Annotated in this window: 26 protein-coding genes and 1 pseudogene; 15 read left to right on the forward strand and 12 right to left on the reverse strand. The window is 73.4% G+C overall.

Going from position 1 to position 26,185, the window contains the following annotated elements:
- Positions 1 to 274: 274 nt before the first annotated feature.
- Positions 275 to 895 (reverse strand): CGNR zinc finger domain-containing protein, encoded by a 621-nt coding sequence (locus AB0H12_RS17720; RefSeq protein ID WP_499623891.1) that lies wholly within the window; start codon positions 893 to 895, stop codon positions 275 to 277.
- A 138-nt stretch (positions 896 to 1,033) separates the two neighbouring features.
- Between AB0H12_RS17720 and AB0H12_RS17725 the strand changes: the two genes are divergently transcribed.
- Both AB0H12_RS17725 and AB0H12_RS17730 read left to right on the forward strand, forming a co-directional pair.
- Positions 1,034 to 1,975: a pyridoxamine 5'-phosphate oxidase family protein gene (locus tag AB0H12_RS17725; protein WP_499623892.1), complete on the forward strand. Its 942-nt coding sequence runs from the start codon at positions 1,034 to 1,036 to the stop codon at positions 1,973 to 1,975.
- Positions 1,972 to 2,439: a nuclear transport factor 2 family protein gene (locus tag AB0H12_RS17730; RefSeq protein ID WP_499623893.1), complete on the forward strand. Its 468-nt coding sequence runs from the start codon at positions 1,972 to 1,974 to the stop codon at positions 2,437 to 2,439. The genes AB0H12_RS17725 and AB0H12_RS17730 overlap by 4 nt, the downstream gene beginning before the upstream one ends.
- 125 nt (positions 2,440 to 2,564) lie before the next feature.
- Here the strand turns inward: AB0H12_RS17730 and AB0H12_RS17735 are convergent, their stop codons facing one another.
- The 4 genes from AB0H12_RS17735 to AB0H12_RS17750 form a co-directional block, all read right to left on the reverse strand.
- The gene (locus AB0H12_RS17735) at positions 2,565 to 4,493 is read right to left on the reverse strand and encodes a bifunctional aldolase/short-chain dehydrogenase (RefSeq protein ID WP_499623894.1); all 1,929 of its coding nucleotides are present in this window, start codon (positions 4,491 to 4,493) and stop codon (positions 2,565 to 2,567) included.
- A complete protein-coding gene (gene mtnA, locus AB0H12_RS17740) occupies positions 4,474 to 5,424 on the reverse strand; it encodes an S-methyl-5-thioribose-1-phosphate isomerase (RefSeq protein ID WP_499623895.1) in 951 nt (316 codons plus the stop codon). The genes AB0H12_RS17735 and mtnA overlap by 20 nt, the downstream gene beginning before the upstream one ends.
- Before the next feature lie 130 nt (positions 5,425 to 5,554).
- Positions 5,555 to 6,034, reverse strand: a complete 480-nt coding sequence (locus AB0H12_RS17745) for a LysE family translocator (RefSeq protein ID WP_499623896.1) — start codon at positions 6,032 to 6,034, stop codon at positions 5,555 to 5,557.
- Between the two features lie 21 nt (positions 6,035 to 6,055).
- Positions 6,056 to 6,334 (reverse strand): hypothetical protein, encoded by a 279-nt coding sequence (locus tag AB0H12_RS17750; protein ID WP_499623897.1) that lies wholly within the window; start codon positions 6,332 to 6,334, stop codon positions 6,056 to 6,058.
- A gap of 198 nt (positions 6,335 to 6,532) precedes the next feature.
- Between AB0H12_RS17750 and AB0H12_RS17755 the strand changes: the two are divergent.
- The 3 genes and pseudogenes from AB0H12_RS17755 to AB0H12_RS17765 form a co-directional block, all read left to right on the forward strand.
- Positions 6,533 to 6,691 (forward strand): annotated as a pseudogene (locus tag AB0H12_RS17755) (phosphopantetheine-binding protein); the annotation flags it as partial.
- Positions 6,668 to 7,501 (forward strand): thioesterase domain-containing protein, encoded by an 834-nt coding sequence (locus AB0H12_RS17760; protein WP_499624115.1) that lies wholly within the window; start codon positions 6,668 to 6,670, stop codon positions 7,499 to 7,501. The pseudogene AB0H12_RS17755 and the gene AB0H12_RS17760, both read left to right, overlap by 24 nt.
- Complete coding sequence (locus AB0H12_RS17765) at positions 7,434 to 7,676, forward strand: acyl carrier protein (protein WP_499623898.1); 243 nt, start codon at positions 7,434 to 7,436, stop codon at positions 7,674 to 7,676. Before AB0H12_RS17760 ends, AB0H12_RS17765 begins: the two co-directional genes overlap by 68 nt.
- A gap of 11 nt (positions 7,677 to 7,687) precedes the next feature.
- Here AB0H12_RS17765 and argJ read toward each other — a convergent pair whose 3' ends face one another.
- Positions 7,688 to 8,845: a bifunctional glutamate N-acetyltransferase/amino-acid acetyltransferase ArgJ gene (gene argJ / locus AB0H12_RS17770; RefSeq protein WP_499623899.1), complete on the reverse strand. Its 1,158-nt coding sequence runs from the start codon at positions 8,843 to 8,845 to the stop codon at positions 7,688 to 7,690.
- Positions 8,846 to 9,283: 438 nt separating this feature from the next.
- On the opposite strand from argJ, the gene AB0H12_RS17775 reads away from it, so the two are divergent.
- The 7 genes from AB0H12_RS17775 (at position 9,284) to AB0H12_RS17805 (ending at position 15,046) form a co-directional block, all read left to right on the forward strand.
- Complete coding sequence (locus tag AB0H12_RS17775; RefSeq protein ID WP_499623900.1) at positions 9,284 to 10,063, forward strand: enoyl-CoA hydratase/isomerase family protein; 780 nt, start codon at positions 9,284 to 9,286, stop codon at positions 10,061 to 10,063.
- The gene (locus AB0H12_RS17780) at positions 10,060 to 10,389 is read left to right on the forward strand and encodes a hypothetical protein (protein WP_499623901.1); all 330 of its coding nucleotides are present in this window, start codon (positions 10,060 to 10,062) and stop codon (positions 10,387 to 10,389) included. The genes AB0H12_RS17775 and AB0H12_RS17780 overlap by 4 nt, the downstream gene beginning before the upstream one ends.
- Positions 10,386 to 11,225, forward strand: a complete 840-nt coding sequence (locus tag AB0H12_RS17785; protein WP_499624116.1) for an asparagine synthase-related protein — start codon at positions 10,386 to 10,388, stop codon at positions 11,223 to 11,225. The genes AB0H12_RS17780 and AB0H12_RS17785 overlap by 4 nt, the downstream gene beginning before the upstream one ends.
- Before the next feature lie 8 nt (positions 11,226 to 11,233).
- Positions 11,234 to 12,043 (forward strand): TauD/TfdA dioxygenase family protein, encoded by an 810-nt coding sequence (locus AB0H12_RS17790; RefSeq protein ID WP_499623902.1) that lies wholly within the window; start codon positions 11,234 to 11,236, stop codon positions 12,041 to 12,043.
- 186 nt (positions 12,044 to 12,229) lie between these two features.
- Entirely contained in the window at positions 12,230 to 13,876 is a 1,647-nt protein-coding gene (locus tag AB0H12_RS17795; protein WP_499623903.1) for a vanadium-dependent haloperoxidase, read from the forward strand.
- Positions 13,877 to 13,980: 104 nt separating this feature from the next.
- On the forward strand, positions 13,981 to 14,541 hold the full coding sequence (locus AB0H12_RS17800; RefSeq protein ID WP_499623905.1) for an RNA polymerase sigma factor: 561 nt from the start codon (positions 13,981 to 13,983) through the stop codon (positions 14,539 to 14,541).
- Positions 14,542 to 14,578: 37 nt separating this feature from the next.
- Positions 14,579 to 15,046 carry a peroxiredoxin family protein gene (locus AB0H12_RS17805; protein WP_499623906.1) on the forward strand — a complete coding sequence of 156 codons (468 nt, stop codon included), beginning with the start codon at positions 14,579 to 14,581 and terminating at the stop codon, positions 15,044 to 15,046.
- A 4-nt stretch (positions 15,047 to 15,050) separates the two neighbouring features.
- On the opposite strand, the gene AB0H12_RS17810 is transcribed toward AB0H12_RS17805, so the two are convergent.
- Positions 15,051 to 16,574 carry an MFS transporter gene (locus AB0H12_RS17810; RefSeq protein WP_499623907.1) on the reverse strand — a complete coding sequence of 508 codons (1,524 nt, stop codon included), beginning with the start codon at positions 16,572 to 16,574 and terminating at the stop codon, positions 15,051 to 15,053.
- Positions 16,575 to 16,788: 214 nt separating this feature from the next.
- Here AB0H12_RS17810 and AB0H12_RS17815 point away from each other — a divergent pair, with 214 nt between their 5' ends.
- Positions 16,789 to 17,790 carry a methyltransferase gene (locus AB0H12_RS17815; protein ID WP_499623908.1) on the forward strand — a complete coding sequence of 334 codons (1,002 nt, stop codon included), beginning with the start codon at positions 16,789 to 16,791 and terminating at the stop codon, positions 17,788 to 17,790.
- A gap of 161 nt (positions 17,791 to 17,951) precedes the next feature.
- Positions 17,952 to 20,000 (forward strand): NACHT domain-containing protein, encoded by a 2,049-nt coding sequence (locus AB0H12_RS17820; protein WP_499623909.1) that lies wholly within the window; start codon positions 17,952 to 17,954, stop codon positions 19,998 to 20,000.
- Here the strand turns inward: AB0H12_RS17820 and AB0H12_RS17825 are convergent.
- From AB0H12_RS17825 to AB0H12_RS17845, 5 genes are all read right to left on the reverse strand, one after another.
- Positions 19,981 to 20,835, reverse strand: coding sequence for a hypothetical protein (locus AB0H12_RS17825; RefSeq protein WP_499623910.1), 855 nt, complete (start codon positions 20,833 to 20,835; stop codon positions 19,981 to 19,983). The genes AB0H12_RS17820 and AB0H12_RS17825 overlap by 20 nt on opposite strands.
- Positions 20,836 to 21,038: 203 nt before the next feature.
- Positions 21,039 to 21,716 (reverse strand): response regulator, encoded by a 678-nt coding sequence (locus tag AB0H12_RS17830; protein ID WP_499623911.1) that lies wholly within the window; start codon positions 21,714 to 21,716, stop codon positions 21,039 to 21,041.
- Entirely contained in the window at positions 21,698 to 22,807 is a 1,110-nt protein-coding gene (locus AB0H12_RS17835) for a hypothetical protein (RefSeq protein WP_499623912.1), read from the reverse strand. The genes AB0H12_RS17830 and AB0H12_RS17835 overlap by 19 nt, the downstream gene beginning before the upstream one ends.
- The gene (locus tag AB0H12_RS17840) at positions 22,800 to 23,921 is read right to left on the reverse strand and encodes a sensor histidine kinase (protein ID WP_499623913.1); all 1,122 of its coding nucleotides are present in this window, start codon (positions 23,919 to 23,921) and stop codon (positions 22,800 to 22,802) included. Before AB0H12_RS17840 ends, AB0H12_RS17835 begins: the two co-directional genes overlap by 8 nt.
- Positions 23,922 to 24,147: 226 nt before the next feature.
- Positions 24,148 to 25,335: a PucR family transcriptional regulator gene (locus AB0H12_RS17845; protein WP_499623914.1), complete on the reverse strand. Its 1,188-nt coding sequence runs from the start codon at positions 25,333 to 25,335 to the stop codon at positions 24,148 to 24,150.
- A gap of 109 nt (positions 25,336 to 25,444) precedes the next feature.
- Here AB0H12_RS17845 and AB0H12_RS17850 point away from each other — a divergent pair, with 109 nt between their 5' ends.
- Positions 25,445 to 26,119 (forward strand): response regulator, encoded by a 675-nt coding sequence (locus AB0H12_RS17850; protein WP_499623915.1) that lies wholly within the window; start codon positions 25,445 to 25,447, stop codon positions 26,117 to 26,119.
- Positions 26,120 to 26,185 lie beyond the last annotated feature (66 nt).

Genomic DNA, 26,185 nt, shown 5'->3' on the forward strand with positions numbered 1-26,185 from the left:
CCCGATCCCGACGGTCGGGACCCCGTCGGCGCGGTGCGCGCGTTCCGCACCGGGCGGTCGTCGGCCTCGCACCCACGGCCGGCGGCGGCACGGCGATCCACCGGCACGGCACCTACCGCGCCCGCCGGGGACTGGGGCGGCCGGCGAAGCGCGTCATGCACCGCGTCATGCACCAGATGGCGGACGGCCTCGCCGCCCACGCCGCGACTCTCCCCGACCAGCCCTGGAGCGAGGTCGGCCGGCGAGCCCGGTCGGCGACGGGGCGGTGCGGCGGTCAGGCCGTCACGCCGCGGTGGCGCTGGTAGTGGCGGGCGGAACGAGCGCGGTTGCCGCAGCCCGCCGAGCACCACTCCCGACGGGGGTGGTGCTTGAGGAAGTACAGGACGCAGCCGGGGCCGAGGCAGGCGCGCAGCTGGTGGCGGGTGTCCTGGCTGAAGAGCGCGACGGCGTCCTCGGCGATGGCGGAGACGGCGGCGGAGGCGGCCTGCCCGCCGGTGCGCGCGTGACGTGAGGGGACCTGGCCGGGCGTCCAGGACAGCGCCGACCAGTGGGGCGTGTGACCGGCGGCCCGGTTGAGCTCGGTCACGGCCGCTTCGAGGCCGCGGGTGTCGGAGGCGGCTGCCGGGCGCGGGTCCCCGGTGGCCTCGGTCGCCAGCCGGCGCAGCGCGTCGCGCAGGCCGATCAACCGGTGGCCGAGGCGGTCGAGGTCGGACGCGGTGAGCGCGTCGAGGTCGCCCGGGGTCATCAGGTCCGTCCTGGCGCAGACGGCGCGCAGCCAGGCCCTGGTGCCGTCGGGATCGCGCAGCGCGTCGTGCACGCCGTCGCGGTCGGCCCAGACGGTGTTCATCAACTCCACCGGGAGCGGCTCGCCCAGCAGCGGCGCGTCCGTGTCCATGCCGTCGAGGCTACTCCACTTCTAACGGTTGCAGAGGTCTTCATCCGTTGACAACGGGCGGGTGCGCGTGCCATGGTCCTTCTAACGGTTGCTGACGCGCGCAAACGTCAGAACCGGTGATCGAAGGAGTGCTCCCGCATGACCGATCCCGACACCGCGGGCTTCCACGAGGGCGAGTTGGCCGTGCAGCGCCGCGCGGGCGTCTCGAGGGACGCTGCCCGGCTCGCGGGCATGGTGGCGCCCTCCCGGCTGAGCGGCGGGGCGACGCGGTTCCTGGCGGAGCGCGCCTTCGCCGCGATCACCGCACGCGACACCGGCGGCTCGCTGTGGCTCTCACCGCTCACCGGGCCGCCGGGGTTCCTCCGCGTCGACTCCCCCACCACCCTCACGGTGCGGACGTCGCCGGCCGAGGGCGATCCGCTCCGCGGCCTGCCGGCGGACCAGCCCGCCGGTCTGATCGTGGTCGAGTTCGCCACCCGCAGACGTTTGCGCGTCAACGGCGCCCTGACCGACGCCGGGGACGAACTGCGCGTCGAGGTGGAGCAGGCGTACGGCAACTGCCCCCAGTACATCCAGGCCCGACGCCTCCACAGCGCGCCCGGCACATCCAGGAGCGCCGCGCCGGTCCGACGCGGCACGGACCTCGCGCCGGACGACGTCGACCTGATCCGCCGGTCCGACACCTTCCTGGTCGGCACCACCCACCCCACCCGCGGCAACGACGCGTCGCACCGCGGCGGGGCGCCCGGATTCGTCCGCGTCGAGGACGGGGGGCTGCGGTGGCCGGACTACTCGGGCAACAACATGTTCAACACCCTCGGCAACCTCCGGTCCGACCCCGACGCCGCGCTGCTGTTCTGCGACTTCGCCACCGGCCACACCCTGCACCTGTCCGGCCGGGCCGAAGTGGAGTGGACCCGTCCGGGCGTTCCCGGCGACGACGACCGCACCGGCCGCCGCGTCCACTTCACCCCCCGGCACGTGGTCGCCGGCCGACTGCTGCCGCTGCGGGCCGACTCCGTGGCCCCGTCCCCCTACAACCCGCCGCTCACCGCACCGCGAAGGACAGCCCAGCCATGACCGACGCACGCCCGCCGTTCCCGCCGTTCGACGTCGACGGCGCCCTGGCCAAGGTCCAAGCCGCCGAAGACGCCTGGAACACCCGCGACCCGCACCGCGTCGCCCTCGCGTACACCGAGGACTCGGTGTGGCGCAACCGCGACGTCTTCGTCACCGGCCGCGCGGAGATCGTCGAGTTCCTCACCGCGAAGTGGGCTCGCGAACTCGACTACGTCCTGCGCAAGAGCCTGTGGGGTTTCCGCGGCAACCGCATCGCCGTCCGCTTCCAGTACGAGTGGCGCGACGCGGAGGGCCGGTGGTCCCGCTCCTACGGCAACGAGCTGTGGGAGTTCGCCGACAACGGCCTGATGAGCCGCCGCGAGGCAAGCATCAACGACGTGCGCATCGACGAAGCCGACCGCCGCTACTTCGGGCCCCGCCCGCAGGACGAGCGGGGCCCCGGCCACGACATCCCGCTCGCCTGACCACCGGGCCCGCGACCGGGGTCGGCGCCGGACGACGCCACCGGTCGGCCCAGGTCCGTCCACAGAGGACGCGGCGGGCGGACCTGGGTCGACCGGGTGGTCGAGGCGACGAGCCGGCGGTGGCGTCAGACCACCCGCTCGTTCCCCCCGTCGACCGGCACCTGCGCACCCGTGGTGCAGGCGAAGGTGTCCGAGCACAGCTCCGCGATCACCCGGCCGACCGCCGCGCTGGTGATCTCGGCGCCCAGCAGGTTGCGCCGCTTGTAGGCCTCGACGCTCAGGCCGTAGTGCTCGGCGCGCCGGGCGAGCACCTCGGCGGTCCACAGGCCGGTGTCGAAGACCGCGTCCGGGTGGACCGCGTTGACCCTGATGCCGTCGGCCGCCCACTCCAGCGCGGCGACCCTGGCCAGTTGCGTGACCGCCGCCTTCGAGGCCGAGTACGCCGCCGCGCCCGGTCCGGGGGCGGGCACGTTCTTGGAGGCCACGACCACCACCCGCCCGCCGCGCGGCGCGAGCTTGAGCAGCGGGTGCGCCTTGGCGAACAGGACGGCGATCGCGTCCGCGTTGACCGACATCGCGTGCCGCCACGTGGCCGGGTCCAGCTCGGCGATCGGGGTGTTGGCCGGGAACACCCCGGCGGACGCGACCAGCACGTCCAGCCCGCCGAACCGCGCCACGCCCCGGTCGATCGCGGCCTCGACCGCGGCCGGGTCGGTGACGTCGACCTGGAGGCCGAGGTAGTCCGCGCGGCTCTCGGTCGGCGTGAGGTCGAGGCCGATCACGCTCGCGCCCTTGGCCCGCAGCGCGTCGACGCACGCCCGGCCGATGCCGGACGCCGCGCCGGTGACCAGCGCGACCTCGCCGGTGAACTCTGCCGGCGCGCCGGAGAGCCGCAGCTTGGCCTGCTCCAGCTCCCAGTACTCCATGTCGAAGAGGTCTCCCGGCGGCAACGCGCGGTACCCGCCCAGCTCCTCCCCCCGCTCGATGACGTCGATCGTGTGGGCGTAGACGTCGTGGGCGATGTCGGCGTCCTTGGCCCGCCTGCCGACCGAGAGCATGCCGAGCCCGGGGTCGAGCACGACGCGCGGCGCCGGGTCGAGCATGGTCAGGCCCGGTCCCGCGTGCTCGTCGAAGTACCGGCGGTAGTCGGCCGCGTAGCCGTCGACGTCGTCGCCGATCAGCGGGACGCGCTTGGTGCGGATCACGTGGTCTGGGGTCGCCGGGCCCCGCGTGGCCACGTCGGCGAGGTCCGGCCGGGCGACGAAGGCCATCGTGGCGGCGTCGGCGTGCCGGCTCACGATCATCGGCGCGCCGGCGACGTCCGAGATCCGCCTGCGGAGACCGGCGAGCCGGTGGCGGTCGACCGGGGGCGCGGGCACGGACCTCCGCTCGGGCCGGTGCCGGGACAGGTACGCCTCGGCGTCGCCGACCAGCTCGACGTGCCGGTCGTAGGCCTGCCTGGTGTCCTCCCCGAACGTGAACAGGCCGTGGTTGAGCAGCACCACGCCGATGGTGCGCTCGCCGACGTGCCGGGGGAAGATCTCCGCGCACGCGCGGGCGAGGGCGAACCCCGGCATCACGTAGGGGATCACCACGACGCGGTCGCCGAAGACCTCCTCCACCAGCGGTTTGTCCAGGTTGGTCAACGTGATCACGGCGTCGGCGTGGCTGTGCAGCACGGCCGGGTGCGGCAGCACCGCGTGCAGCAGCGTCTCCACGCTCGGGTCGGGCGCGTTCGCGTCCAGCAACGCGCAGCGCAGCTCGTTCATCATCGCGGAGTCCGGCAGGCTGGGCACCGTCAGCAGCTCGCGCAGGCGGTCCAGCCGCAGCGGTGCGAACCCGGCCCGCTCGATGGTCGCGAGGTCCCAGCCGCTCCCCTTGACGTGCAGCACGTCCACCGGACGGCCGGTGATGTCCGCGGTGGACGTCTTGACCGAGGTGTTGCCGCCGCCGTGCAGCACGAGGTCCGGCTCGCGGCCGAGCAGCCGCGACCCGTAGACGCACGCGTCCAGCTCGTCGGAGTGCGTTTCCGTTTCAGCCCAGCGGTTTTCCACAGATCGTCCGTTCGTCGGTGACGATGGCCGTGACCAGGTCGGCCGGGGTGACGTCGAAGGCGAAGTTCAGCGCGGCGGTCGCGCGGTCCCCGACGACCTCCGCCGGGTCCCGCACCTCGATCTCGACGTGCGCGCCGTCGGGGGTGGCCAGGTCGATGGTCGACTCGGGCGCCGCGACGACGAACGGGATGCCTGCCCGCGCCGCGGCCAGCGCCAGCGGGTAGGTGCCGATCTTGTTGACCACGTCGCCGTTGGCCGCGATCCGGTCCGCGCCGACCACGACCGCGTCGGCCAGGCCCTTGGCGATCACCGTCGGTCCCGCCGAGTCGACCACGACGGTGTGCGCGACGCCCATCCCGGCGAGTTCCCACGCCGTCAACCGGCTGCCCTGCAGCAGCGGGCGCGTCTCGTCCACGTAGACGTGGCCCAGCGCGCCGTTCTCGTGCAACGCCCGCACCACGCCGAGGGCGGTGCCCCACTCGACGCACGCCAGGGCGCCCGCGTTGCAGTGGGTCTGCACGTTGACCGGTCCGCCGAGCCGCTCGACCAGCCACTGCGCGCCGCGCAACCCCAGCGCGCGGTTGCGGCGGATGTCGTCTTCGAGGACGTGGACGGCCTCGGCGACCACCGCGTCGAGGCCGTCGTCGAGCCGGGCCAGCACCCGGTCCACGCCCCAGGCGAGGTTCACCGCCGTCGGCCTGGCGGCCCGCAACCGCGCCGCCTCCGCGCGCACGTCCCCGCCACCGCCGGCGGCCAGCGCCACCCCGAGCGCGCCGGCGACGCCCAGCGCGGGCGCGCCCCGGATCGCCAGTCTCCTGATCGCGTCGACGAGCTGGTCGACCGTGTCGATCCGCAACGTCGTCACGACGTCCGGCAGCAGGGTCTGCTCGATCGCGATGATCCGGCCGTCCACCCAGTCGATCGTCCGCATGGCTGAAGTCTCCCGGTCAGGCGCCGGTCGGAGAAGGATGATCACTCCGTCGGCACATCGGTGGTGGTGGTCGCGCGTCACACGACCGCGACGATGGTGCCGACGCCCAGCGCGCACAACGCGGCGGAGCTCAGGCCAGCCAGACGAACGCCACCACCGCGTCGATCATGCCGAGCAGCATGATCGTGCCCACGTTGATGGCCTCGGCGGGCAGGAACTGCGGCACCACGGCCAGGAAGAACAAGCCGACCTTCGGGTTGAGCAGGCAGGAGAGCACACCCGACCGGAACGACGGCCCCCACCGCCACTGCACCGGGCCCTCACCGCAGGTGTCGGCCACCTGGTCGCGTTGCAGGAATCCCACCACTCCCAGGTACAGCAGGTTCAGGCCACCGACGATCTTCACCACCAGGAACGCGGTGGGCGAGGAACTCAGCAGGTCCGCCAACCCCAGCGCCACGGCCGCCGCCCAGAACAGCGAGCCGATCCCCGATCCCGCGGACGCGAACACGCCGAACCGCGCGCCGCCCAGGCCGTACCGCAGCACGAGGAAGGTGTCCGGTCCGGGTGTGATGGCCAGCAGCAGGCACAGGCCCGCGAACCCGAGCACCGCTCCGGCGGTCGCGCGCGCTCACCCGCCGATCGTGACGCCGAGGCCCTTGCCGTACTGGCGCACTTCGGCGCGGGCCGCCGCGAGGGCGTCGAGGGTCAGGCCGGGCATCACCGACTCGACGTAGTCGGCCATCGCGGATTCCCGGTCGATCAGGTCGGTGTCGCGCCACCGCCGCGCCAGCTCCTCGTGCCGGTCCCGGTCGGGTAGCGAGAGGCCGAGCTCCTGCGCCCGCGCCTGCGCCACGGCCGGGTCGAGCAGCATCTGGAAGTCGAGCGAACCCGGTTCCGGGGACAGCACCTCGACGTCCAGCCGGGCAGTCGTGCTCGCCGACCCAGCGCAGGGTGTCCACGACCTCGTCCAGGTGCGGTCGCAGGAACGGGAAGCTGGTTTGCACCACCGCGTACAGCGTGCCGTCGGGGCGGATGACGAAGAGGCCGGGCTCGCTGAACTCGTTCGGCTGGCCAGCGCGACCTCGTCGGGCACGAGGTCGCGGCCTGCTGGCAGGAGGTGCTGGGCGAACCGCCGGGCGAGGGCGGCTTCTTCGAGGCGGGCGGCGGTTCGTACGACGTGATCCGGCTGCTGTCCCTGCTGCGCGCCAGGTACGGGTACGCCGTGTCGTTCGGTGACTTCATGGTCGACCCGACCGTCGCGGGCCTGGCGGCACGGTGCCGGCGAGCGCGTCCGGCGGAGCAGGCGATCTGGGCCTACCAACCGCGGGCCGCGGCGGCGCCGCGGTTGCGGCTGGTCCTCTTCCCACCGGTGGGCGGCGGGGTGTCCTGCTACTCCCCCCTGATCCGCGACCTGCCGGTGGACGTCGAGGCGCACGTCGTCGGCTTCGACGCACCGCAACCCGACGAGGCGCTGACGTTGACCGACCTGGCGCGCCGCTGCCTGGAGCGGCTGCCCGCCGACGTCCGGTCCGGTGACGTGCCGCTCGTGCTGGGCGGGTGGTCGTTCGGTGGCGCGCTGGCCTTCGAGGCGGCACGCCTGTGCGGCGAGGAGGTGGCACGCGTGGTGGTGGTCGACACGCCGGTGTCGGCGGGCTCGCGCGCCTTCGACGAGCCGTCGCTCGACGGGTTCGCCGCGGACGTGCTGGAGACCAACGGTGTGGCGGTCGACGCGGAGCAGGTGGCCGCGGACCCGACGTTGGCGAACAGGGTCGAGGTGTACCGCCAGAACCTGGCGCTGCTGCGCGGGTGGACGCCGGACGCGGCCGGGCCGCCGGACGTGCCGGTCGTGGAGTGCCGCGCGGAACGGCGCCCGGCCGAGCGCGATGCCGACGCCTGGAGCCGGGTGGCGGAGGTGGCGGACGTGGTGTCCTGGAGGGCGGGCACTTCGACGTGTTCGGTGGCGACAACGCCCGCTCGGTGCTCGCGGCGATCAGGGGTGTGCGGTGATGGCGGTCGACGTGCGTGGCGCAATCGCCCGGGAGCTGGGGGCCCGCGGGTTCACCCTGTCCGGTGACGAGCACGAGGTGGACCTGATCAGCGCCGGGGTGAACTCGGCGACGCTGATCCAGGCCCTGTCCGCGTTGGAGGAGGTCTTCGACGTCGACCTCGACACCGAGCGGCTGTTCTCGGCGCGCGTGACCGTGACCCGTCTGGAGGCGGAGATCACGCGCGCCTTGGCGTCGCCGTGAACGGGCCGTCGTCAGGTCGTGTAGTCGGCGTTGATCCGGACGTAGCCCTCGGTGAGGTCGCAGCCGTACACGGTGAACGCGCCGTCGGCGATGCCCAGGTCGATGTTGATGACGACCTCGTCGGCGCCGAGGTACTTGGCCGCGCGCTCCAGCAGCGCGTCGCTCGGCTCCTCGGGGTGCATGGGCAGGTCGTCGAAGAGGATGCGGACGTTCTCGGGAACGATGTCGGTCTCGTCCTCGAGCTTGCCGATCGCCATGGCGATGCGGCCCCAGTTCGGGTCGCAGCCGTGCACGGCGGTCTTGACCAGCGGGGAGTTGACGACGCTCTTGCCGACCAGCTTGGCCTGCGCGTCGTCGCGGGCGCCGGTGACGCGCACCTCGATCAGCTTGCTAGCGCCCTCGCCGTCGGAGGCGATGTCCCGCACCAGGTGCAGCGCGCAGTCGTAGAGGGCCTGCTCGAACGCGGCGTTGTCGACGGGGCCTGCCAGGCCGTTGGCGAAGATCGCCGCCGTGTCGCTGGTCGAGGTGTCGGTGTCGATGCTCAGCGCGTTGAACGTGCGGTCGACGACGCGGCGGAACGCGGCGTCCAGCTCGGCGCCGTCGATGTCGGCGTCGGTGAAGAAGAACGCGAGCATGGTGGCCATGTTCGGCTCGATCATGCCGACGCCCTTGGCGATGCCGACGAGCACGGCGTCGCCGACGCGGACGTGGCAGGTCTTCGGGCGGGTGTCCGTGGTCATGATCGCCGTCGCGGCGCGTTCGTAGTCGGCCTCCGGGAACGGCCACGTCAGCGCGTCGAGGTTGGCGCGGATGCTCTCCATCGGGTAGGGCCGGCCGATCACGCCGGTCGAGCCGATGACCACCTCTTCCGGCGCCACGCCGGCGATCTCGGCCACGCGGCGGCGCACCTCGACGGCGTGGGCGGCGCCCGTTCGCCCGGTGGCGACGTTGGCGTTGCGCGAGAGCACCACCATGCCCCGGCAGTGGCCGGTCGCCGCGGACTCGCGGCTCAGGACCACGCTGGGACCGGCGAACCGCGACTTGGTGAACACCGCGGCCGACCGCGCCGGCACCTCCGAGACCACGGCGGCGAAGTCGTCGCCGACGTCCTTCAGCCCCATGTTCTTCGTGATCCCGCGAAAGCCCCGCGGCACCGCCGTCTCCGTCATGGACACCTCAGATCTGCTCGTGTGCGGCCACCCCGCCCAATGGATGGGCATACCTTACACTGCATAGTCAACATACGCTCTGGCGACAGAGAGCGGAGTCTGCCGACGACGTGTTGCATAACTATCCACAGCGCGCCCGTCCTTCGATCGGGTGAGTCGGCCGCGTCTCCCACGATTCGGGAGGTTTCCGGCCGCGCATTGCCCCCGCGGCGCGCGCTGCGCGACGCCGGCGTCCGCGCGCGGACGCCGGGGGACGCGTGGCGGGCACTGGGGGCATCGGCGCTTCGGCTTGCGCGACAAGGGGTTTCACCGCGGATCGCGCCACGTCCGCCGTCCGCGTCCGACGCTGTCCGGGCGAGCCAACCCGGACCGACGACACGGCGGTGTTCCGGTTCCCCGCCGTGCGCTCTTCTCCCTTCCCGTGGAGGACGGTCGGCAATGACAAGTCTTGACACCTCGGCCAGAGAGACGCTCGCCGTGCACGCGCACGACGGCGTCGTGCGGATCGCCTTCGACGGCACGCACCGGTCCAACGCCATGAGCAGCGCCCGGACGCGGGCCCTCACCGAGATCCTGCGCGAGGTGGAGGCCGACGACGACGTCGCGGCCGTGGTGTTACACGGCGGCGGGGGCGACTCCTTCGCCGTCGGCGGTGACTTCCACGAGGTCAGCCACTTCTCCGGCGGTGACGAGGTCGACCACTGGATCGACAGCATCACCGACCTCTACGTCGCGAGCCTGGAGACCGCCAAGCCGACCGTGGCCGCGATCGAGGGCTACGCCATCGGCATCGGCCTGCAGCTCGCGCTGACGTGCGACTTCCGCGTCGGCGCGGACACGTCGGTGCTGCGGATGCCGGAGTTCCAGCTCGGCATCGCGTGCAACTTCGGCGCCTACACGCTGGAGCGCTCGGTCGGGCGGCACGTCATGCAGAACATGCTGCTGTCGTGCGAGGAATGGCCCGCGGAACGCGCGCTGCGCGACGGGCTGCTGCACCAGGTGGCGCCCGCGGCGGAGGTGTCGGCCGCGGCGCTGGCGCGGGCCGCCGCGTTCGCCGAGTACAACCCGGTCGCCGTGCGCGGCACCAAACCGCAGATGAACGGCGACTACGTCGAGGGGTTGCACGTGCTGCGGGAGACCGCGAAGAAGTCGCACCGCGCCGGGTTCGCCTCCGGTCGCCCGCAGGAGCGGATGCGCCGCATCGTGGGGCAGGCGTGAAGGGAGCGTGGGCGGTCGTCGCCGACCGGCGCGTCCCGGGGCTGGAGCGGTTCACCGAGCCCGTGCGGGTCGGTGACCTGTTCGTCTACCACCGGGGCGGCACGAGCCTGCCGTCGACCGCGCCGTTCGAGATCGACGTGCGCACGCTGGCCGCCTCCGCGCCGGACGGCGAGCTGCCCGCGGAACCCGTGCAGCGGACCGTGATCCGGGTCGCCGAGGGCGAGGTGCCGGCGTCCACGTCGGTGTTCAACGAGGAGGCGGTCTACGCCGCGGAGGGCCCGGCGGGCGGGTTCGCCCAGCCCAGCTGTCCGGATTGGACGGTGTGATCGGCGCCATCGCCGCCGACCGGCCGGGCGCGGGTTACGCGACGTTGCTGTCCGGCGGCATCGACTCGGGAACGGTGACCTACCTGGCCGCCGCACGCGGGCTCGACGTCGTGCCCTACAGCGTCGGCACGCCGTGGGGCGACGAGTTCGCCGACGCCCGGGAGCTGTGCGACGCCGCCGGCCTCGGGATGCGGGAGGTGCGGCTGGACGAGGACGCGATCGTGCGCGCCATCCCCGCCGCCGTGCGGTGGCTGGGCACGGCCGCCGCGGAGGTGGTCGAGGTCGCGCTCACGGCCACCGCCGTCTACCAGGCGGGCGTGCTGGAACCGGGTCGCGTGCTGCTCACCGGCTACGGCAGCGACCTGATCGACGCGGGCCTCTTCACGCCCTTCGAGCGCCCGGAGGAGCTGATCGAGCAAGGGCTGGAGTCGATCCGGCGCACCCGCGTCAGCGGCGAGCTGTCCAACCGGATGCCGATGGCGCACGGCGTCGAGGCGTTCCACCCGTTCTGGACCCTGCCGGTGATGCGGGTCGCGCACGAGACCACGCCCGCGTGCAAGGTGCGCGAGGGCCGGGAGAAGTTCCACCTGCGGTCGGCCATGGCCGAGCACTCGCACCGGGGATCGCCTGGCGGCGCAAGATCGCCGTGCACCACGGCGGCGGGCTCCAGGACGGCATCCGGCGGCGGGTCGCGGCCGACCTGGGCGAGTCCGATCCCGAGCGCGTCTACCGGGCGTGCTTCGCGGAGCTGCTTTCCCTGGCCGGGCAAGGGTATTTGGACGACTGGGACGCGCAAGAGATCTACACCGCCGCCGTCGCGGCATCCCGATGAGTGAGGAGAGTGGTGTCGTGGAAGGCAGCTGACCGAATCCGGCTCGGCGCGGTGCTGGCCGCGGGAGCCGGCGAGCCGATCGAGGAGTTCGTGCCGCGGGTGCGGGAAGCGGCGCTGGCGCGCGGCGTCGTCCTGGTGCGGGGGCTCGACTTCGACGAGCCGTCCTTCCAGCACCTGGTCCACCTGCTCGGGCAGACCGTCGACCACAAGTTCGGCGAGGGCCGGGCCGACCTGCTCAAGCTCAACGCGTCGCGGGACGAGGGCAAGGTCGTGACGGGCCGCGGCCCGCTGCCGCCGCACGCCGACGGGCTGCTGGTCGGTGAGCAGGTCGACCTGATCGTGTTGTTCGCCAAGGACTTCTCCGACGAACCCGGCTCCGGCGAGACCACGGTGTGCGACCAGTTGGCGGCGTGGCGGGAGATGCCGGAGCACTTGGCGGAGGCGCTCGCCGAGGGCAAGCTGGAGCACCTGGTGGAGGAGCGCGGCTACTTCCCCCAGGTGCCCGCCGACTGGTACGAGATCGCCACCACCCGCGACTACGGCCGGGTCCGGTCGCTGGACCTGGCGCTGCGGTTCGGGCCGGACGTGCCGCGCGGCCGGCTGGTGCGCCTGGCGGGCGTGGACGAGGCCGCGTCGGACAAGTTCTTCGAGGAGCTGTCGGACCACCTGCACTCCCCGCGCTACCTCTACCAGCACCGCCGGCAGCCGGGCGACCTGCTGGTGATCGACAACCAGCGCACCCTGCACGGGCGCACCGCGATCAGCTCGGACGGCGTCCGCCTCCTGTTCCGCGGCCAGGTGACCCTGCCGAACGCGTCCTGACCGCCGGGCGTCCGGATCCCGTCGGGCCGGCGGGATCCGGGACGGCGTCACGCCGGGCGGGTGGTATCGCACCTTCGGGTGGACGGTCGGTTCCGCCGTTCCGCGACGCCGGCGCTTCGCGCGATGCTGGCTCACAGGCCCGCCCCGGGCCGACGAGAGCCGCAGCCGAGGACAGGACGGGCAGTCGTGGCAGTGCCGTCGGACGAACCGGTCGAGAACGCGTCGGAGCACCGCTCGGTCAGCCGTCGCGCCGTCCTCGGCGGGCTGGGGGCCGCCGGGCTCGCCGCCGGCCTGCCCGGCGCCGTCGCCTACGCCGAGAACCGCGCGGACCCGGCGCCGCCGGGCTCGCGGCGAGCACGGGCGTACCGGATCCGCGAACAGGCGGCGGCGCGCCAACTACGGCTGCCGGCGGCGCAGCACCACGACAACGGTGACGAGGCGGCCCACCCCGACCTGATCGGCAACTACGGCAAGGGGCTGCCGCACGACGGGCTGGGACGCGTGGACCCGGCCGCCTACGCCGGCATGGTGCGCGCGGTCTCCGGCGACGAGCCCGGCGACCTGGACGGGATCGTCGTGGACGGGCCGGTCGGGCTGACCAACCCGCACGCCGCGTTCACCTACGGCCTGGTCGGCGCCGACTCCCACCAGCTGACCGTGCCGCCGCCGCCACCGTTCGCCGGCGCGACGACGGCGGCGGAGATGGTCGAGCTGTACTGGCAGGCGCTGTGCCGCGACGTGCCGTTCGCCGCCTACGACACCGATCCGCTCATCGCCGCCGCCTGCCGCGACCTGTCCCGCCTCACCGGCTACGAGGGCCCGACCGAGCACCGGCGCGTCACACCGGCGACCGTGTTCCGCGGCCTGATGCCCGGTGCCCTGAACGGGCCGTACCTCTCGCAGTTCCTCCTGCGTGACGTCCCCTTCGGACCCGCGACGATCAAGCAGGTGTTCCGCGTGCCGGCGCCGCGCGACGACCACCTCACCGACTACGACGAGTGGCTGCGCAACATCCGCGGTCACCAGCCGGAGCGCGAGAGCGTCTACGACGGCACCGCCCGCTACCCGCGCAACGGCCGCGACCTCGCCGAGTACTCCCGCCTGAACTTCGCCCACCAGCCCTACCTGATGGCCACCCTCCTGCTGATCGACCAGGGCCCGGACGCCTGGGACCGCGACAACCCGTACCTGCGCGCCGCCACCCGCCCCGGCGTCACCTTCGACTGGTCCCACCCCCTCGACCTGGTGACCCGCGTCGTGCAGGCCGCCCAGCTGGCCGCCTGGTTCCAGAAGTGGTGCGTGCACCGCAGGCTCCGCCCCGAGGAGTTCGCCGGTCACGCCCACAACCACGCCCTCGGCCGGACCGACCACCCCCTGCACCCGCAGCTGCTCGACGCCGAGGCGCCGGACCGCGTCCGGGCCGAGCACGGCACCCTGCTGCTGCCCATGGCCTACCCGAGGGGATGTCCCACCCACCCCTCCTACACCGCCGCGCACGCCACCGTCGCGGGCGCCTGCGCGACCGTGCTCAAGGCGTTCTACGACGAGGCCTTCGTCCTGCGCGACCCGGTCGTGCCCAGCGCGGACGGCACGTCGCTTCGCCGCTACCGGGGGCCGGCGCTCACCGTCGGCGGGGAACTGGACAAGCTCGCCTTCAACGCCGCCTACGGCCGCAACTTCGCCGGCGTGCACTGGCGCTCCGACACCACCGCCGGGCTGCTCCTGGGCGAGCAGGTCGCCGACCACGTGCTCACCGACCTGCGCCGCACCCTCACCGAGGAGTTCGACGGCTTCACCTACACCCGCTTCGACGGCACGACCGCGATCGTGTGACCTGACGGCGTGAACCCTTTCGAGGTGTCGGGGCCTCTTATGAGCGATGGTTACGTCAAGAGGGACACGTGCGACGGGTTCGCGGCGTGCTGCGGGGGGTGGACGTGGTTGACCGTGGTTGGGCGAGCGAGCAGCTCATCGAGGCCGCACAGGGTGGTGACCTGGAGTCGCTCGCCGCCGTGGTGCACGGTGCTCATCCGCACGTGCTGCGCTTCGCCGGGCACCTGTGCGCCTCGCCGCAGGACGCCGAGGACGCGGCGCAGGAGGCGTTGATCGTCCTCTACCGCAAGATCGGCTCGTTGCGGGCCACCGCGGCGCTCGCGTCCTGGATGTTCCGGGTGGTCCGGCACGAGTGCCTGCGCCGCGCCCGGCGGCTGCTCGACCGCTACGACGAGGCCGGCGTCGTCCCGGTGGCGTCCGCTGAGGACGAAGTCCTCCGGCGGCTGGAAGCCGAACGCGTCGCGGAGGCGATCCGGGCGCTGCCCGACGTCCAGCGCCGCGTGCTGATCATGCGCGACGTGCTGGGCCGACCCGGACGGGCGGTCGCCGAGGCGCTCGGGCTGAGCACCCCGGCGATGAAGTCCCACCTGCACCGGGCCCGGACCGCGCTCCGGCTCAGCCTGGGTGGCGGGGCAGTCCCGCCCTCGCCGTCCGGCCCGAACTGACGTTCTCGACCACCCCGCTCCGAAAAGGAACCCCACCATGCTCGAAGCCGGATCACCCGCACCGCGGATGGCGCTGGAAGACACCGCGGGGCAGGCCGTCAGCCTGTCCGACTACCGGGGACGGCACGCGGTGCTGCTCTTCTTCATGCGATCCACGTCGTGCCCGGTCTGCAACGCGCACGTCCGCGACCTCGTCGAGCGCGCCGACGAACTGGCCGCCGACGACGTCCGCGTCCTCATCGCGGTCCCGGAGGACCGCGAGGCGGCGACGGCGTGGAAGGCGAAGCGCGGGATCCCGTTCCCCGTCCTCACCGGCCGCCGCGAGAGCCCTCACGAGATGGTCGGCTTGGGCAAGAAGGTCTTCGGTTCGATGCAGCAGTCCGGCAGCGTCCTCGTCGACCGCGACGGCGTCGTCCGCCACGCCCACGGCGCCACGCTGCCCACGGGCAGCTACGACAAGGAGGGGATCGCCGCGGCCGTCGCGTCGCTGCGCGCCCCGGCCTGAGCGGTCAGCTGTTCTCCAGGGCGGGAACCGGCTCCTCGACGGGGCCGGTCCCGCGCAGCGCGATCATGCCGACCACCGCGAACACCACGACGACCGAGGCGCCCGCGACGGCGACGGTGTGCAGCCCGGACGCGAAGGCGTCCCGCGCGGTGGCGAGCACGGCGTCCGCCGGCGAACCGGGCAGGGTCCCCGCCGCCTGCAGGGCGCCGGCCATGCTGTCCGTCGCCAGGGCGGCGGCCTCGGCGGGCACCTGCTCGGGAACGGCGACCTCGGCGCGGTAGACGGCCGTGCCGACGCTGCCGAACACCGCGATGCCCATGGCGATGCCGAACTCGCCGCTGGTCTCCGACATGGCCGAAGCGGCGCCCGCCTTCCGCGGTGGCACCGAGCTGACCACCATCTCGGTGCACAGCACGCCCTGCGGCCCCATCCCGAAGCTCGCGATCGCCATGCCCGCCACCACGAACGCCACCCCGCCGACCCCGGTGGCCTGCGTGAACAGCAGGATCCCGCCCGCCGCGACCAGCATCCCGAAACCGAGCACGAACTCCGGCCGGAACCGCCGCGCCAGCCGCGGCGCGATCAGCGACCCGACCACCACCGCGCCCGCCTGCGGCACCAGCCAGAGCCCGGCTTGCACCGCGGTCAGCCCGGCGACCATCTGCAGGTACTGGCTGACCAGCAGGAAGACACCGCCCATGGTGAGCGCGCCCACCAGCATGATGCTCACCGCCGCGCTGAACGCCCGGACCCGGAACAGCCGCAGGTCCAGCACCGGGTCGGCCAGGCCGCGCTGGCGGCGGACGAACACCACCCCGACCGCCACGCCGACGACGAGCACGACCACGTTGAGCAGCGACACGCCGTCCTTGGCCGTCTCCTTGAGGGCGTAGACGATCGGCAGGATCGCGCCGAGCGACAGCACCACGCTCGCCAGGTCGAGCCGCCCGGCGGCGGTGTCGCGGTACTCCGGCAGCAGCTTCGGCGCGGCGGCCAGCAGCAGGACCATGACCGGCACGGCCATCAGGAACACCGAGCCCCACCAGAAGTGCTCCAGCAGCACGCCGCCGACCACCGGCCCGATCACCATGCCGCCCATGAAGCAGCTCATCCACACCGCGATCGCGGTCCCCCGCTGCCCGGGGTCCTGGAACATGTTGCTGATCAGCGCCAACGTGGACGGCATCAGCGTCGCGCCGGCGATCCCGAGCACGGCCCGCGCACCGATCAGCATCTCCGGGCTGGTGGTGAACGCCGCCACGACCGACGCCACGCCGAACGCGGCACCGCCCGCCATCAGCAGCTTCCGCCGGCCGATCCGGTCACCCAGGGTGCCCATCGTGACCAGGAAGCCGGCGATCATGAAGCCGTAGACGTCGATGATCCACAGCAGCTGGGTGCTGCTCGGGCGCAGGTCGGCGGCCAGGTGCGGGACCGCCAGGTGCAGCACGCTCATGTCCACCGACAGCAACAGCGTCGGCAGCGCCAGCACCGCCAGCCCCGACCACTCGCGTCGTCCTGCCCTCATCGTCGTCTCCCCGGTCTCGATCGTGTCCTGTCACCTTGAGTCGAACGGCGGCGGCGCGGATCGACATCCCGGCCGGAAGTCGTCGAGAGAACTTCCGCGGGACCGGCGGCGGGACCACTCCGCGAGGAAGCGCACCAACCCGTCCGCGACGAGTCGGAAGGGACGGCCCGACCGGGAGCTTTCTCCTTCGACACGCCTGGGAGAGTGGATTTTCGTGGGACGAAACGATGACGCGAATGCGCTCCGTGACCTGGCCGGGCTGGCCACACCGATGGCGCTGCGGGTCGCGGTGACCCTGGGGTTGCCGGATCGGCTGCTCGGCGACGATTCCCCGGCCGACGACCTCGCGGTCGAGCTCGACGTCGACCCGGTCGCCCTCGAACTCCTCCTGGCCCACCTCGTGACCCTCGGGGTGCTCGAACGCACCTCCACCGGCTACCGGACGAGCGCGTACGGCGCCAACCTCCGCGTCGACGCCGGCAACGGCCTCGCCGACCTCCTGAGCCTGGACACCGCGGGAGGGCGGGCGGAACTGGCGTTCGTCGAGCTCGCGCACAGCGTCCGCACCGGTCAGGCCGCCTACCCACGCCGGTACGGGCAGGACTTCTACCGCGACCTGGCCGAGCACCCGCACCTCCGCGCGTCGTTCGACCGGCAGATGACGCACCGGTTCCGCGCCCACATCCCGCAGATCGTCGCCGGTGTCGACTGGTCCCGGTTCGCCACCGTAGTGGACGTCGGCGGCGGCGAGGGCGGCTTGCTCGCCGCGATCCTCCTCGCCCACCCCGGGATGCGCGGCCACCTGGTCGACCTCCCGCCGACCGCCGCCGGGGCCCGGCGCACGTTCAGCGCTCACGGTCTCGACGCACGGACCGAGGTGACGGCCGGCAGCTTCTTCGACCCGCTCCCCGCCGGCGCGGACGCGTACGTGCTGTTCGACATCCTCCACAACTGGGACGACGAGCACGCCGACCGCATCCTGGGCCGGTGCGTCGAGGCCGCCCACCCCGGTGCACGCGTGCTGGTCGTCGAAGGGGTCGGCGGGCTGCGGGCGAGCACCGCGAGCGACCTGGACATGCTCGTGATCTTCGGCGGGCGCGAGCGGCGGCTCGACGAGTTCCGCGCGCTCGGCTCGCCGCACGGCCTGGTCCTCGACACCGTGACCGACCTGACCGATCACCGGTGCCTGCTCGAATTCCGGCTCACGGCCGGGTGAGCGTCACCCGCGTGGCGACTTCGGCAAACTTCCAGTCCCCGTCAGTGTGAATCCACGTCTCGCCGTTAACAGATCGTGATCGTCTCGGTACCGTCCGAACAAGGGCGGGAGACCAAGGGGACGGCATGGGTGGTTCCGGGCGTGATGGAATCGGGCCACGGGTGGTCCACAACGACTTCGGCGGTCACGCGGACACCGTCGTCCAAGCCGACGTGATCAACGGTGACGTGGTCACCCGGGCGCGATCCGCCCTGGACGACGCCGCCGACCTCCTGGCGGCCGTGGTGCGCAGGCAGTGGGGAGCCGAGGCCGCCGTCCGCTCGCTGCGGCGGCCGGCGCCGTTGCGGCTGCGCTGGGCACCCACCCGCCGGCCGGTCGCCTACCCGGACGCGCCGGCGGTCGCGGGCGGCGACCTCGGCGACCTCGACCGGCTGTTCGCCTCGTTGACGAGCCGGCAGTTGGTGGTCCTGGGCGGACCGGGCGCGGGCAAGTCCGCCACCGCCCTGCTGCTCGTCCTGGACCTGCTCGAACGCCGCACGCCCCGCGAGCCCGTGCCGGTGCTGCTGTCCCCCGCCTCGTGGAACCCGCACAACGAACACCTCGAGGACTGGATCATCCGCCGGCTGGAGACCGACTACCCCGCGTTGAACGACCGGAGGGCCCACGGCCGGCACGCCGCCCGCCGCCTGGTGGCCGAGCAGCGCCTGCTGCCGCTGCTCGACGGGCTGGACGAGTTGCCGCCGGAGCTGCTCGCGCCGGCGCTGGAGGGCGTCCACCACGCGTTCGGCCCCGGTCGGCCGTTGGTCCTGACCTGCCGCGGTGACGAGTACGAAGCCGCGGTGCGCGCCGGTGGCGCGGGGCTGCCCGCCGCCGCGGTGGTCGAGCTCGAGCCGGTCGCCGCCGACGACGCGGCCGAGTTCCTCGCCACCTCGTTGCCGCAGGTCGTCCAGCGCTGGACCCCGGTGCTCGACCACCTGCGCACGACCCGGGACCCGGTGCTCGCGCGGTCGCTGTCCACGCCGTTGACGATCAACCTCGCCCGCGCCGTCTACAGCCGCGCCGACCGCGACCCCGCGGAACTCGTCGACCGGACGCGGTTCGCCGACCACACCGACCTGGAACACCACCTGCTCGACTCGCTGGTGACCGCGGTCTACGGCGCCCCGCCGACACCGCCGCCCAGGCTCGCGCCCCTGCCGCCGGGCGCCGGGCGCTACCCGGCCGACCGGGCACGTCGCTGGCTCGGTTTCCTGGCCCGCCACGCCGCCGCGAACGCGGCCGGCGACATCGCCTGGTGGCGCCTCCCCCGGCCGCGCCTCGTCCTGGCGACCGCCATCACCGGCCTGCTGTTCTGGGCGACGGTGAGCGAGAACTCCAGCATCGCGGTCGGCTTCGCGCTGGGAGTCTCGTTCACCTGGCTGATCGGCACGGTGCGGCGGCGGGCGCCGTGGCGTCACCTGCTCCTCACACCCGTGGTGCTCGGCGCGGCGACCTTCTTCATCAACTACAAGTACCCCAACTCCCCCGGCATGAACGCGGCGGCCGGGGTGGGGCTCGCGCTGCTGGTCGCCATCGCCCTGTCGGTGGACCGCCCGCCGCACCGGACGGGCCTGCGCCTGCACGGACGTGGCAAGGCCATCGTGTCCAGGATGGCCCTCGGCCTGGTGATCGCGGTCGCCGCCGTGGTCGCGGCAGCGGTCGTGCACGGGGCGGGCGGCGGCCGGGAGGTGTGGATGGCGCCTCTCGCGCTCGGGGTGATGGTGGCCGTGGCCCTGGGCATCGGCGCCTGGCTGACCACCCCGCCGGACCGGTTCAGCGTGCCCCGCCCGGACCGGTCCCTGCGAGGTGACGTCGCGTCGACCGCCGTGTGGCTGCTCGCCTGGGCCGTGGCGTTCCAGCTGCCCTTGGCGTTCGCCATCGTCGTCCTGGGCAAGTCCGTCGACGCCTCGCTGGTGGCCGCGGCGTTGAGCTTCGGCCTCGGCACCGGCCTCGGCTGCGTGGTCAACAACGCCTCGGTGCTGTACGCGGCCTCCCTGGCCTGGTGGGCGTTGCGCGGCCGGCTCCCGTGGCGGTTGATGCGGTTCCTCGACGACGCGCACCGACGTGGCGTGCTGCGGCAGACCGGCGGCGTCTACCAGTTCCGGCACACCCGCCTGCGGCGTCACCTGGCCGCGTCCGGCCGACGCCCGGTCAGTCCTCGTGAGCCTTGACCACCTTGCCGATCGCGGTGGCGGCCAGGGTGGTCGCGCCTGCCTTCACGTTCGCTCCCTCGGTCTGGTTGGAGTACGTGACGGAGTAGACGACGTTGCGGTAGCGGACGACGATCTCCGCGGTCCACTTGACCTTCTCCTGCGCCACGAGCTCGGCCTCGTCGGCGCCTTCGACGTGCACCGCGACGCCGGTGCGGACCCGGTCCTCCATGTGCTCCTTCGCCTTGTCCACGCCGGACAGCTGGTGGTTGGCGTGGTAGACGTAGCTGGTCACGATCACGAAGGCGCCGCGGACGTTGTCCTTGGCGAGCCTGCCCGAGTTGTTCCAGGTGCACTGCCCCTGGTCGTGCAACTGCCCCGTGCCCGGGTTCGCGCCGCCCGCGCTGTAGTCCATGCGGCCGGGGATGTGCGGCGCCACCTCCGCCTCCTCCAGCATCGCGCAGCCGATCGGGGCCTTCTCCAGGTCCTCGGACGTGTCCACGACCGGCTTCGCCTGGCTGTCGCCTTCGAGCTCGACGTACACGAAGTACCCGCCGACGCCCAGGCCCAGCACGAGGAGGATGACCAGCACCGCGATCAGGGGCCCCTTCCCGCCGCGCCGGGCCGGCGGTCCCCCCGGCATCCCCGGCCCACCCGGTCCCCCGGGCCCCCACTGCCCGTTGGGCATGCCCGGTCCCCCCGGCATCCCCGGTCCCCCCGGCATCCCCGGTCCCCCCGGCATCCCCGGTCCCCACTGCGGCGGGTGCGGTCCGGGTTGCGGGAACTGCCCCGGCGGCTGGAACTGCGGGTGGTGGCCGGGCTGGGGAAACTGCTGTGGCGCACCGGGGTGCGTCATCCGATCTCCTCGACCAAGGCCGTCGTGTCTCCCATGTGCGATACCACCCGCGTTTCCCGGCGAAATGTTCCCGGCAGCACGGCGGCCCGACCGCGGACCGCGCCTACCCCACAGAAGGCGCGGTGCGCAGGCGAAAACCCGCCGACGACCTCCGGATCACGACCGTACGCGGGCGCCCGCCCCCGCGGTGTCGGGTGAACGCCCTACAACGGGGTAACGGTTCGGTTGAGCTCCGCGAGCGTGACCAGCCCGTCGTCGAGCGCCCGGCCCACCAGTTCGCTCTTGGTGCGGGCCGCCCGCCCGACGTTCGCGTACTTCACCCGCACGCGGGCGATGTGCGTGTCGACCGTCTTCACGGTGATGTTGAGCTTGGCGGCGACGAGGTCCTTGGACGACGAGGTGAACCACGCCCGCAGCACCTCGACCTCGCGCGGTGACAGGCGTGGCCGGTCCGGTGCGTCGTCGGCGACGAGCGCGCCCGACAACGACGGCGCGGTGTACGGGAGGCCCTGCGCGGTGGCCCTGATCGCCGGGATCAGGTGGTCGAGCCCTTCCCGCTTGGTCAGGTAGGCCAGCGCGCCGAGGTCGACGCACTTGAGCGCGGTGGCGGTGTCCGCGTGCTGCGAGTAGACGACGACCCGGCGGCCGTTGTCCACCAGCCTGCGCAGTTCGGCGAAGTCCGGCCGGCCCGGCGTCAGCTCCAGGTCGAAGATCACCACGTCGGCGTCGGCGCCCGGACCGGCCCACACGTCGGCGAGCCGGGTGCCCGCGTCGACCAGGCGGATCGGCGGTACGGCCTGCTCGCACCAGTACCGCACGCCTGCGGTGATGGCCGCGTGGTCGTCCACGATCACCGCCGTGATCACGCCGTCGGCTGCCACGTCGCCTCCACCCAGACCGTCGCACCGTTGCCGAGCACCTCGACCCGCACGTCGGACGCCGCCGGGCTCGGCGGCGCGACCTCGTCGCAGTCCGCGACGACGTTGACCGACACCAGTCCCTGGTCGCCGACCACCGTGACGCGGGCCCACGAGCCGGCCGTGGCGAGCGCGGTGAGCGCGGCGTCGGTCAGGTCGCGCCGGACCGCCACGGGCGGTGTCGGCCAGTCGCCGCGCGCTTCCAGTTCCACCACGACGCCCTTGCGGTCGGCGACGTCCGCGCAGTGCCGCAGTTCGTGCAGCAACGGGTTCGTCACCACGTCCGTCTCCGCACCGAGCCGCCGCATCCGGGCGGCCTCGATCGCGGCGCGCCGCCGCACCGAGGGGTCCTCGGGGCTGAGCGAGCCGTCGGCGAGACCCTCCAGCAGCGGGATCGCGCCGGCGGACAGCTCGGCGAACCGCTGCTGCCTGCGCCGGTGGGACTCCGCCGCGACGGCCTCCGCGGTCCGCACCCGTTCGACCTCGGCGGCGGCGGTCGCGGCGTCCGTGCCGAGCCGGTGCAGCACGGTGGCCACCACCGCCAGGCACAGCGGGAAGCCGATCACGGTGACCGAGCCGGTGGCGAGCCGCGCCAGGTCGCCCTTGTCCACGTCGGAGAACAGGAGCATGTTCGACAGGGCGATCAGCTCGTGGGCCGACAGGAACGCCGCGACCGTCCAGAACGGACGGTCCAAGAGGACGACCAGGCCGACCCAGTTGGCCGCGCCGAACGCCCAGTCGACGGCGCTCGCGGTGCGATCCTCGGGCAGCGTCACGGCGGCCAGCGCGGACGCGGCCAGCACCACGGCGACGGCGAGCGGGCGCAGCCTGCCCCACGGCCGGCGCCGGGAGAGCAGCACGGCTTCGCCCACGAGCACCGCGGCCAGTGCGGCGAACGCGGACAGCTGCGCGAGCGGGAGGTCGTGGGACTCCCAGCGGCGCAGCAGGTTGACCAGGCCGAGCACGCCGACCACGACCGCGGTCACGAGCAGGGTCGCGACCCGCAGGCCGAACAGGAGCTGGGCCCGCGTCTGCCCGCCGACGGCGTCACTCACCACGACCGCGCCATTCCAACCGGACGACGGTGCCCGCGCCGACGGTGGAGAGGACCGTGGCCGTGCCGCCGATGCGGTTCAACCTGCCGTGCACGGATTCCCGCAGTCCGCGCCGGGTCACCGGGACGGTGTCGGGCGAGAAACCCTTGCCACCGTCGGCGATGTCGAGGCGCAACCGCCGCTCGTCACCGCCGAGCCGGATGGAGGCGTGCGAGGTGCCCGCGTGCCGGCGGACGTTGTTGAGCGCCTCACGGGTCGCGTCGGCGAACACCGTCGCCACGTCGGACGGCAGCGGCAGCCGGGCGGGCGCGTCGAAGTCGACGTCCAGGTGCACGGCCTCGACCTCGACGGCCAGCAACCGCACGAGGTCGGTGTGCCGGGTCGCGTCGGCGCGGCCGGAGCGCAGCCGGTCCAGGTCGCGCCGCGCCTGCGGCGCCAGCCAGGCGCTGTCCGCGCGCACCTGCCCGCTGCCGACCATCAGCAGCGTCGCGGCGGCGGTGTCGTGCAGCGCCGCCGCGAACTCCCGTTCCTCGGCCCGCACGGCCGCCGCCACCGACGACTCCCGCCGCGCGCGGGCGGCGTCGGCGGCCGTCCGGTCGGCCCGTTCGGCGGCCCGCCGGACCACCTGCCAGGCCGCGCGGGACAGCCCGGCCGCCACCAGGACCCACACCTGCGAGATCACCAGGTCCCGGTCCTGCGACCCGGCCGCGGTGACCGCGGCGGCCAGCCCTCCGCCGGCCACCAGTGCCGCGACGGCTCCCGCCCTCGGCGACGTGTGCCACTGGTAGGTCACGCAGGCGAACGTGACGAGGAGCCTGATCCACCCGACGTTGGTGCGCTCGACGGCGTCGGTCGCGAAGATGCTCAGGCACAGGCCGAGCAGCACCACCACGTCCACCGCGACGGGCAGGCCGCCATCGGTCCTTTGTAGCCACCAGGCGTAACCGCAGGTCCACACCACGGCGACGCCGACCGCCGACGCGGTGGCGGGCAGGTGTTCCGGCGTCACCCGGAGCATGGCGATCGCGCCGATGGGCAGCACCGTCACCAGTCGCACCACCGCCGCGTACCGGCGACCGAACCGGCGCAGCAGGAGTTCGGCCTGCCCTGCCATGCCTCGCACCTCGCCTCGCACTCGCCCCCGGTACTCGTGCCGGGGCGACGTTACCGGCATCCCGGTCCGAATCGGACACCCAGGTCAGGGCTTCCCGCCCGCTGGACGACGGGCCCCGGGCCGGGTCCGCTCCGCGCGGCGGACGGCCGACCGGCTTACCGCCGCACGGCCGGGTCGCCCGCTGCCGATCGGCGGCGTCCTCGAGGTGCCGCCCTCCCGGCCGCCGTCACCGGACCTGATCGTCGGACGACGGCCAGTCGAGCAGCTTCGCGCCGAGCACCGCGACCTGGAGCGACAGCGCCTGGGTCGGATCGTCCACGGTGTACCCGGTGAGCTCGGCGACGCGCTGGAGGCGATAGGTCACCGTGCGGACCCCGAGGTGCAGCTCGCGTGCGCAGGCGGCCGTCACCTGGCCGTTGGCGAAGTAGGACGACAGCGTGTCCAGCAGCGGCCCGGCCCCGCCCCGTGCGCCGCGAAGGGGTTGCAGGACGACCGACACCAGGTCGGCCAACGCGGCGCTGTCGCGCAGCAGCACCTGGTAGACCAGCAGGTCGGCGGCCTTGTGCAGGTGTCCGGGCAGGTGCAGCCGTTCGGCGATGTCCAGGGCGTGGGTCGCCTGCTCGAACGAGCGGACCACGCCGCCGGGACCGGAGTGGGCGCGACCGAGGCCGACCCGCCAGGCGGCGTCCGGTCCCAGGACCGCGGCCACCTGGCGCACGAACTCGGCCGGCACGTCGGTCATCGTCCCGGGTGCGACGCAGACGAGCAGGCCCTCCTTGGTGGTGACCAGCACGCCGCGGGAATCCAGCCGCATGGCCAGCGACGTCTCCACGGCCCGGGCCACCTCGCCGCCGTCGACCACCGGGCGCGCCGAGCGGACCGCCGCCACGACGTTGCTGCCGGCCAGCCGGAGCCCGAACCGCTCCGCCCGTTCGGCCAGCTGCCCGAGGTTGCGCCCGTCGAGCAGGTCGTCGACGAACTCCCGGCGGAACGACTCCTCCTGGCGCACCGACCAGCGCTGTGCTTCCTCGTAGCCCTCCGCGATCGCCGTGACGGCCGCGTCGGCGGCCTTGAACACCGCCTCGCCGGCGGCGCGGACGGCGTCGGCACCGGTCGCCCGCCGCACACCGGACAACGACCGCCAGGCCAGCCAGGTCGCGCTCAGGTGCAGGTCGATCACCCCGTGCAGGGTGACGCCGCGCTCCGCCGCCCGGGCGCCGACGTCGCGGCGGACCCGGAGCTGGTCCGGCCGGAGCTGCCGCCTCGTCGTGCTGACCTCGTCCAGCTCCTCCAGGTAACCCTTGAGGAGGTCGGCGGGCACGCCGTGCGCGTCACGACTGGCCGTCTCCGCCACCCCGGCCAACGGGTCGCCCCCGTGCTCGGGCGTGGGCGCCGCCCGCCTGGTTCGTGCCATGCGGAGGAGTCTGACAACCGGGGTCGACCCCGGGACCGCGCGGGTGAACCTTGCGTTCGGCTTGCGATCCGGGCACACGCGGACGACGTGCGGCAGGATCGCGGGGGACATGGACTTCTCAGTGCTGCTGGTCGAGGACGACGAGCACATCAGGCAGGCCCTCGGCCTGGCCCTCGCCGACGAGGGCTTCGCCGTCACCGACGCCGTCTCCGGCGAGCAGGCACTCGACCTGCTCACCACCGCCCGACCCGACGTCGTCCTGCTCGACCTCATGCTGCCCGGCGTGGACGGCCTCCAGGTCTGCCGGACCCTGCGCGCACGCGGCGACCTGCCCATCATCATCGTCACCGCCCGCACCGACGCCGCCGACGTCATCGCCGGACTCGAAGCCGGCGCCGACGACTACGTCACCAAACCCCTCGTCGCCAGCGTCCTCGCCGCCCGCATCCGCGCCCTGCTGCGCCGCCGCGGCGGCCGGCACCACGAAGCGCTCCAGGCCGGACCACTGCGGATCCGTCCCGACACCGGCACCGTCCACCGCGACGGCACCGAGATCCACCTCACCCGCACCGAGTTCCGACTCCTCGTCGAACTCGCCTCCGCCGGCGGCCGGATCGTCACCCGCGAACAACTCCTGCACCGCGTCTGGGGCTACGACTACTTCGGCGACACCCGGCTCCTCGACGTCCACATCCGCCGCCTCCGCCGCAAGGTCGAAACCGACCCCGACGACCCCACCCTCCTCCTCACCGTCCGCGGCACCGGCTACCGCCTCGACCCCTGACGTGCGCGGTCGTCAGGTCGACCACCAGCCGCCTACCGCAGGGTGGACCGCAACCCCGAGACGAAC

Source organism: Actinosynnema sp. NPDC023794 (assembly GCF_040639675.1).
GTDB lineage: Bacteria > Actinomycetota > Actinomycetes > Mycobacteriales > Pseudonocardiaceae > Actinosynnema > Actinosynnema luteola.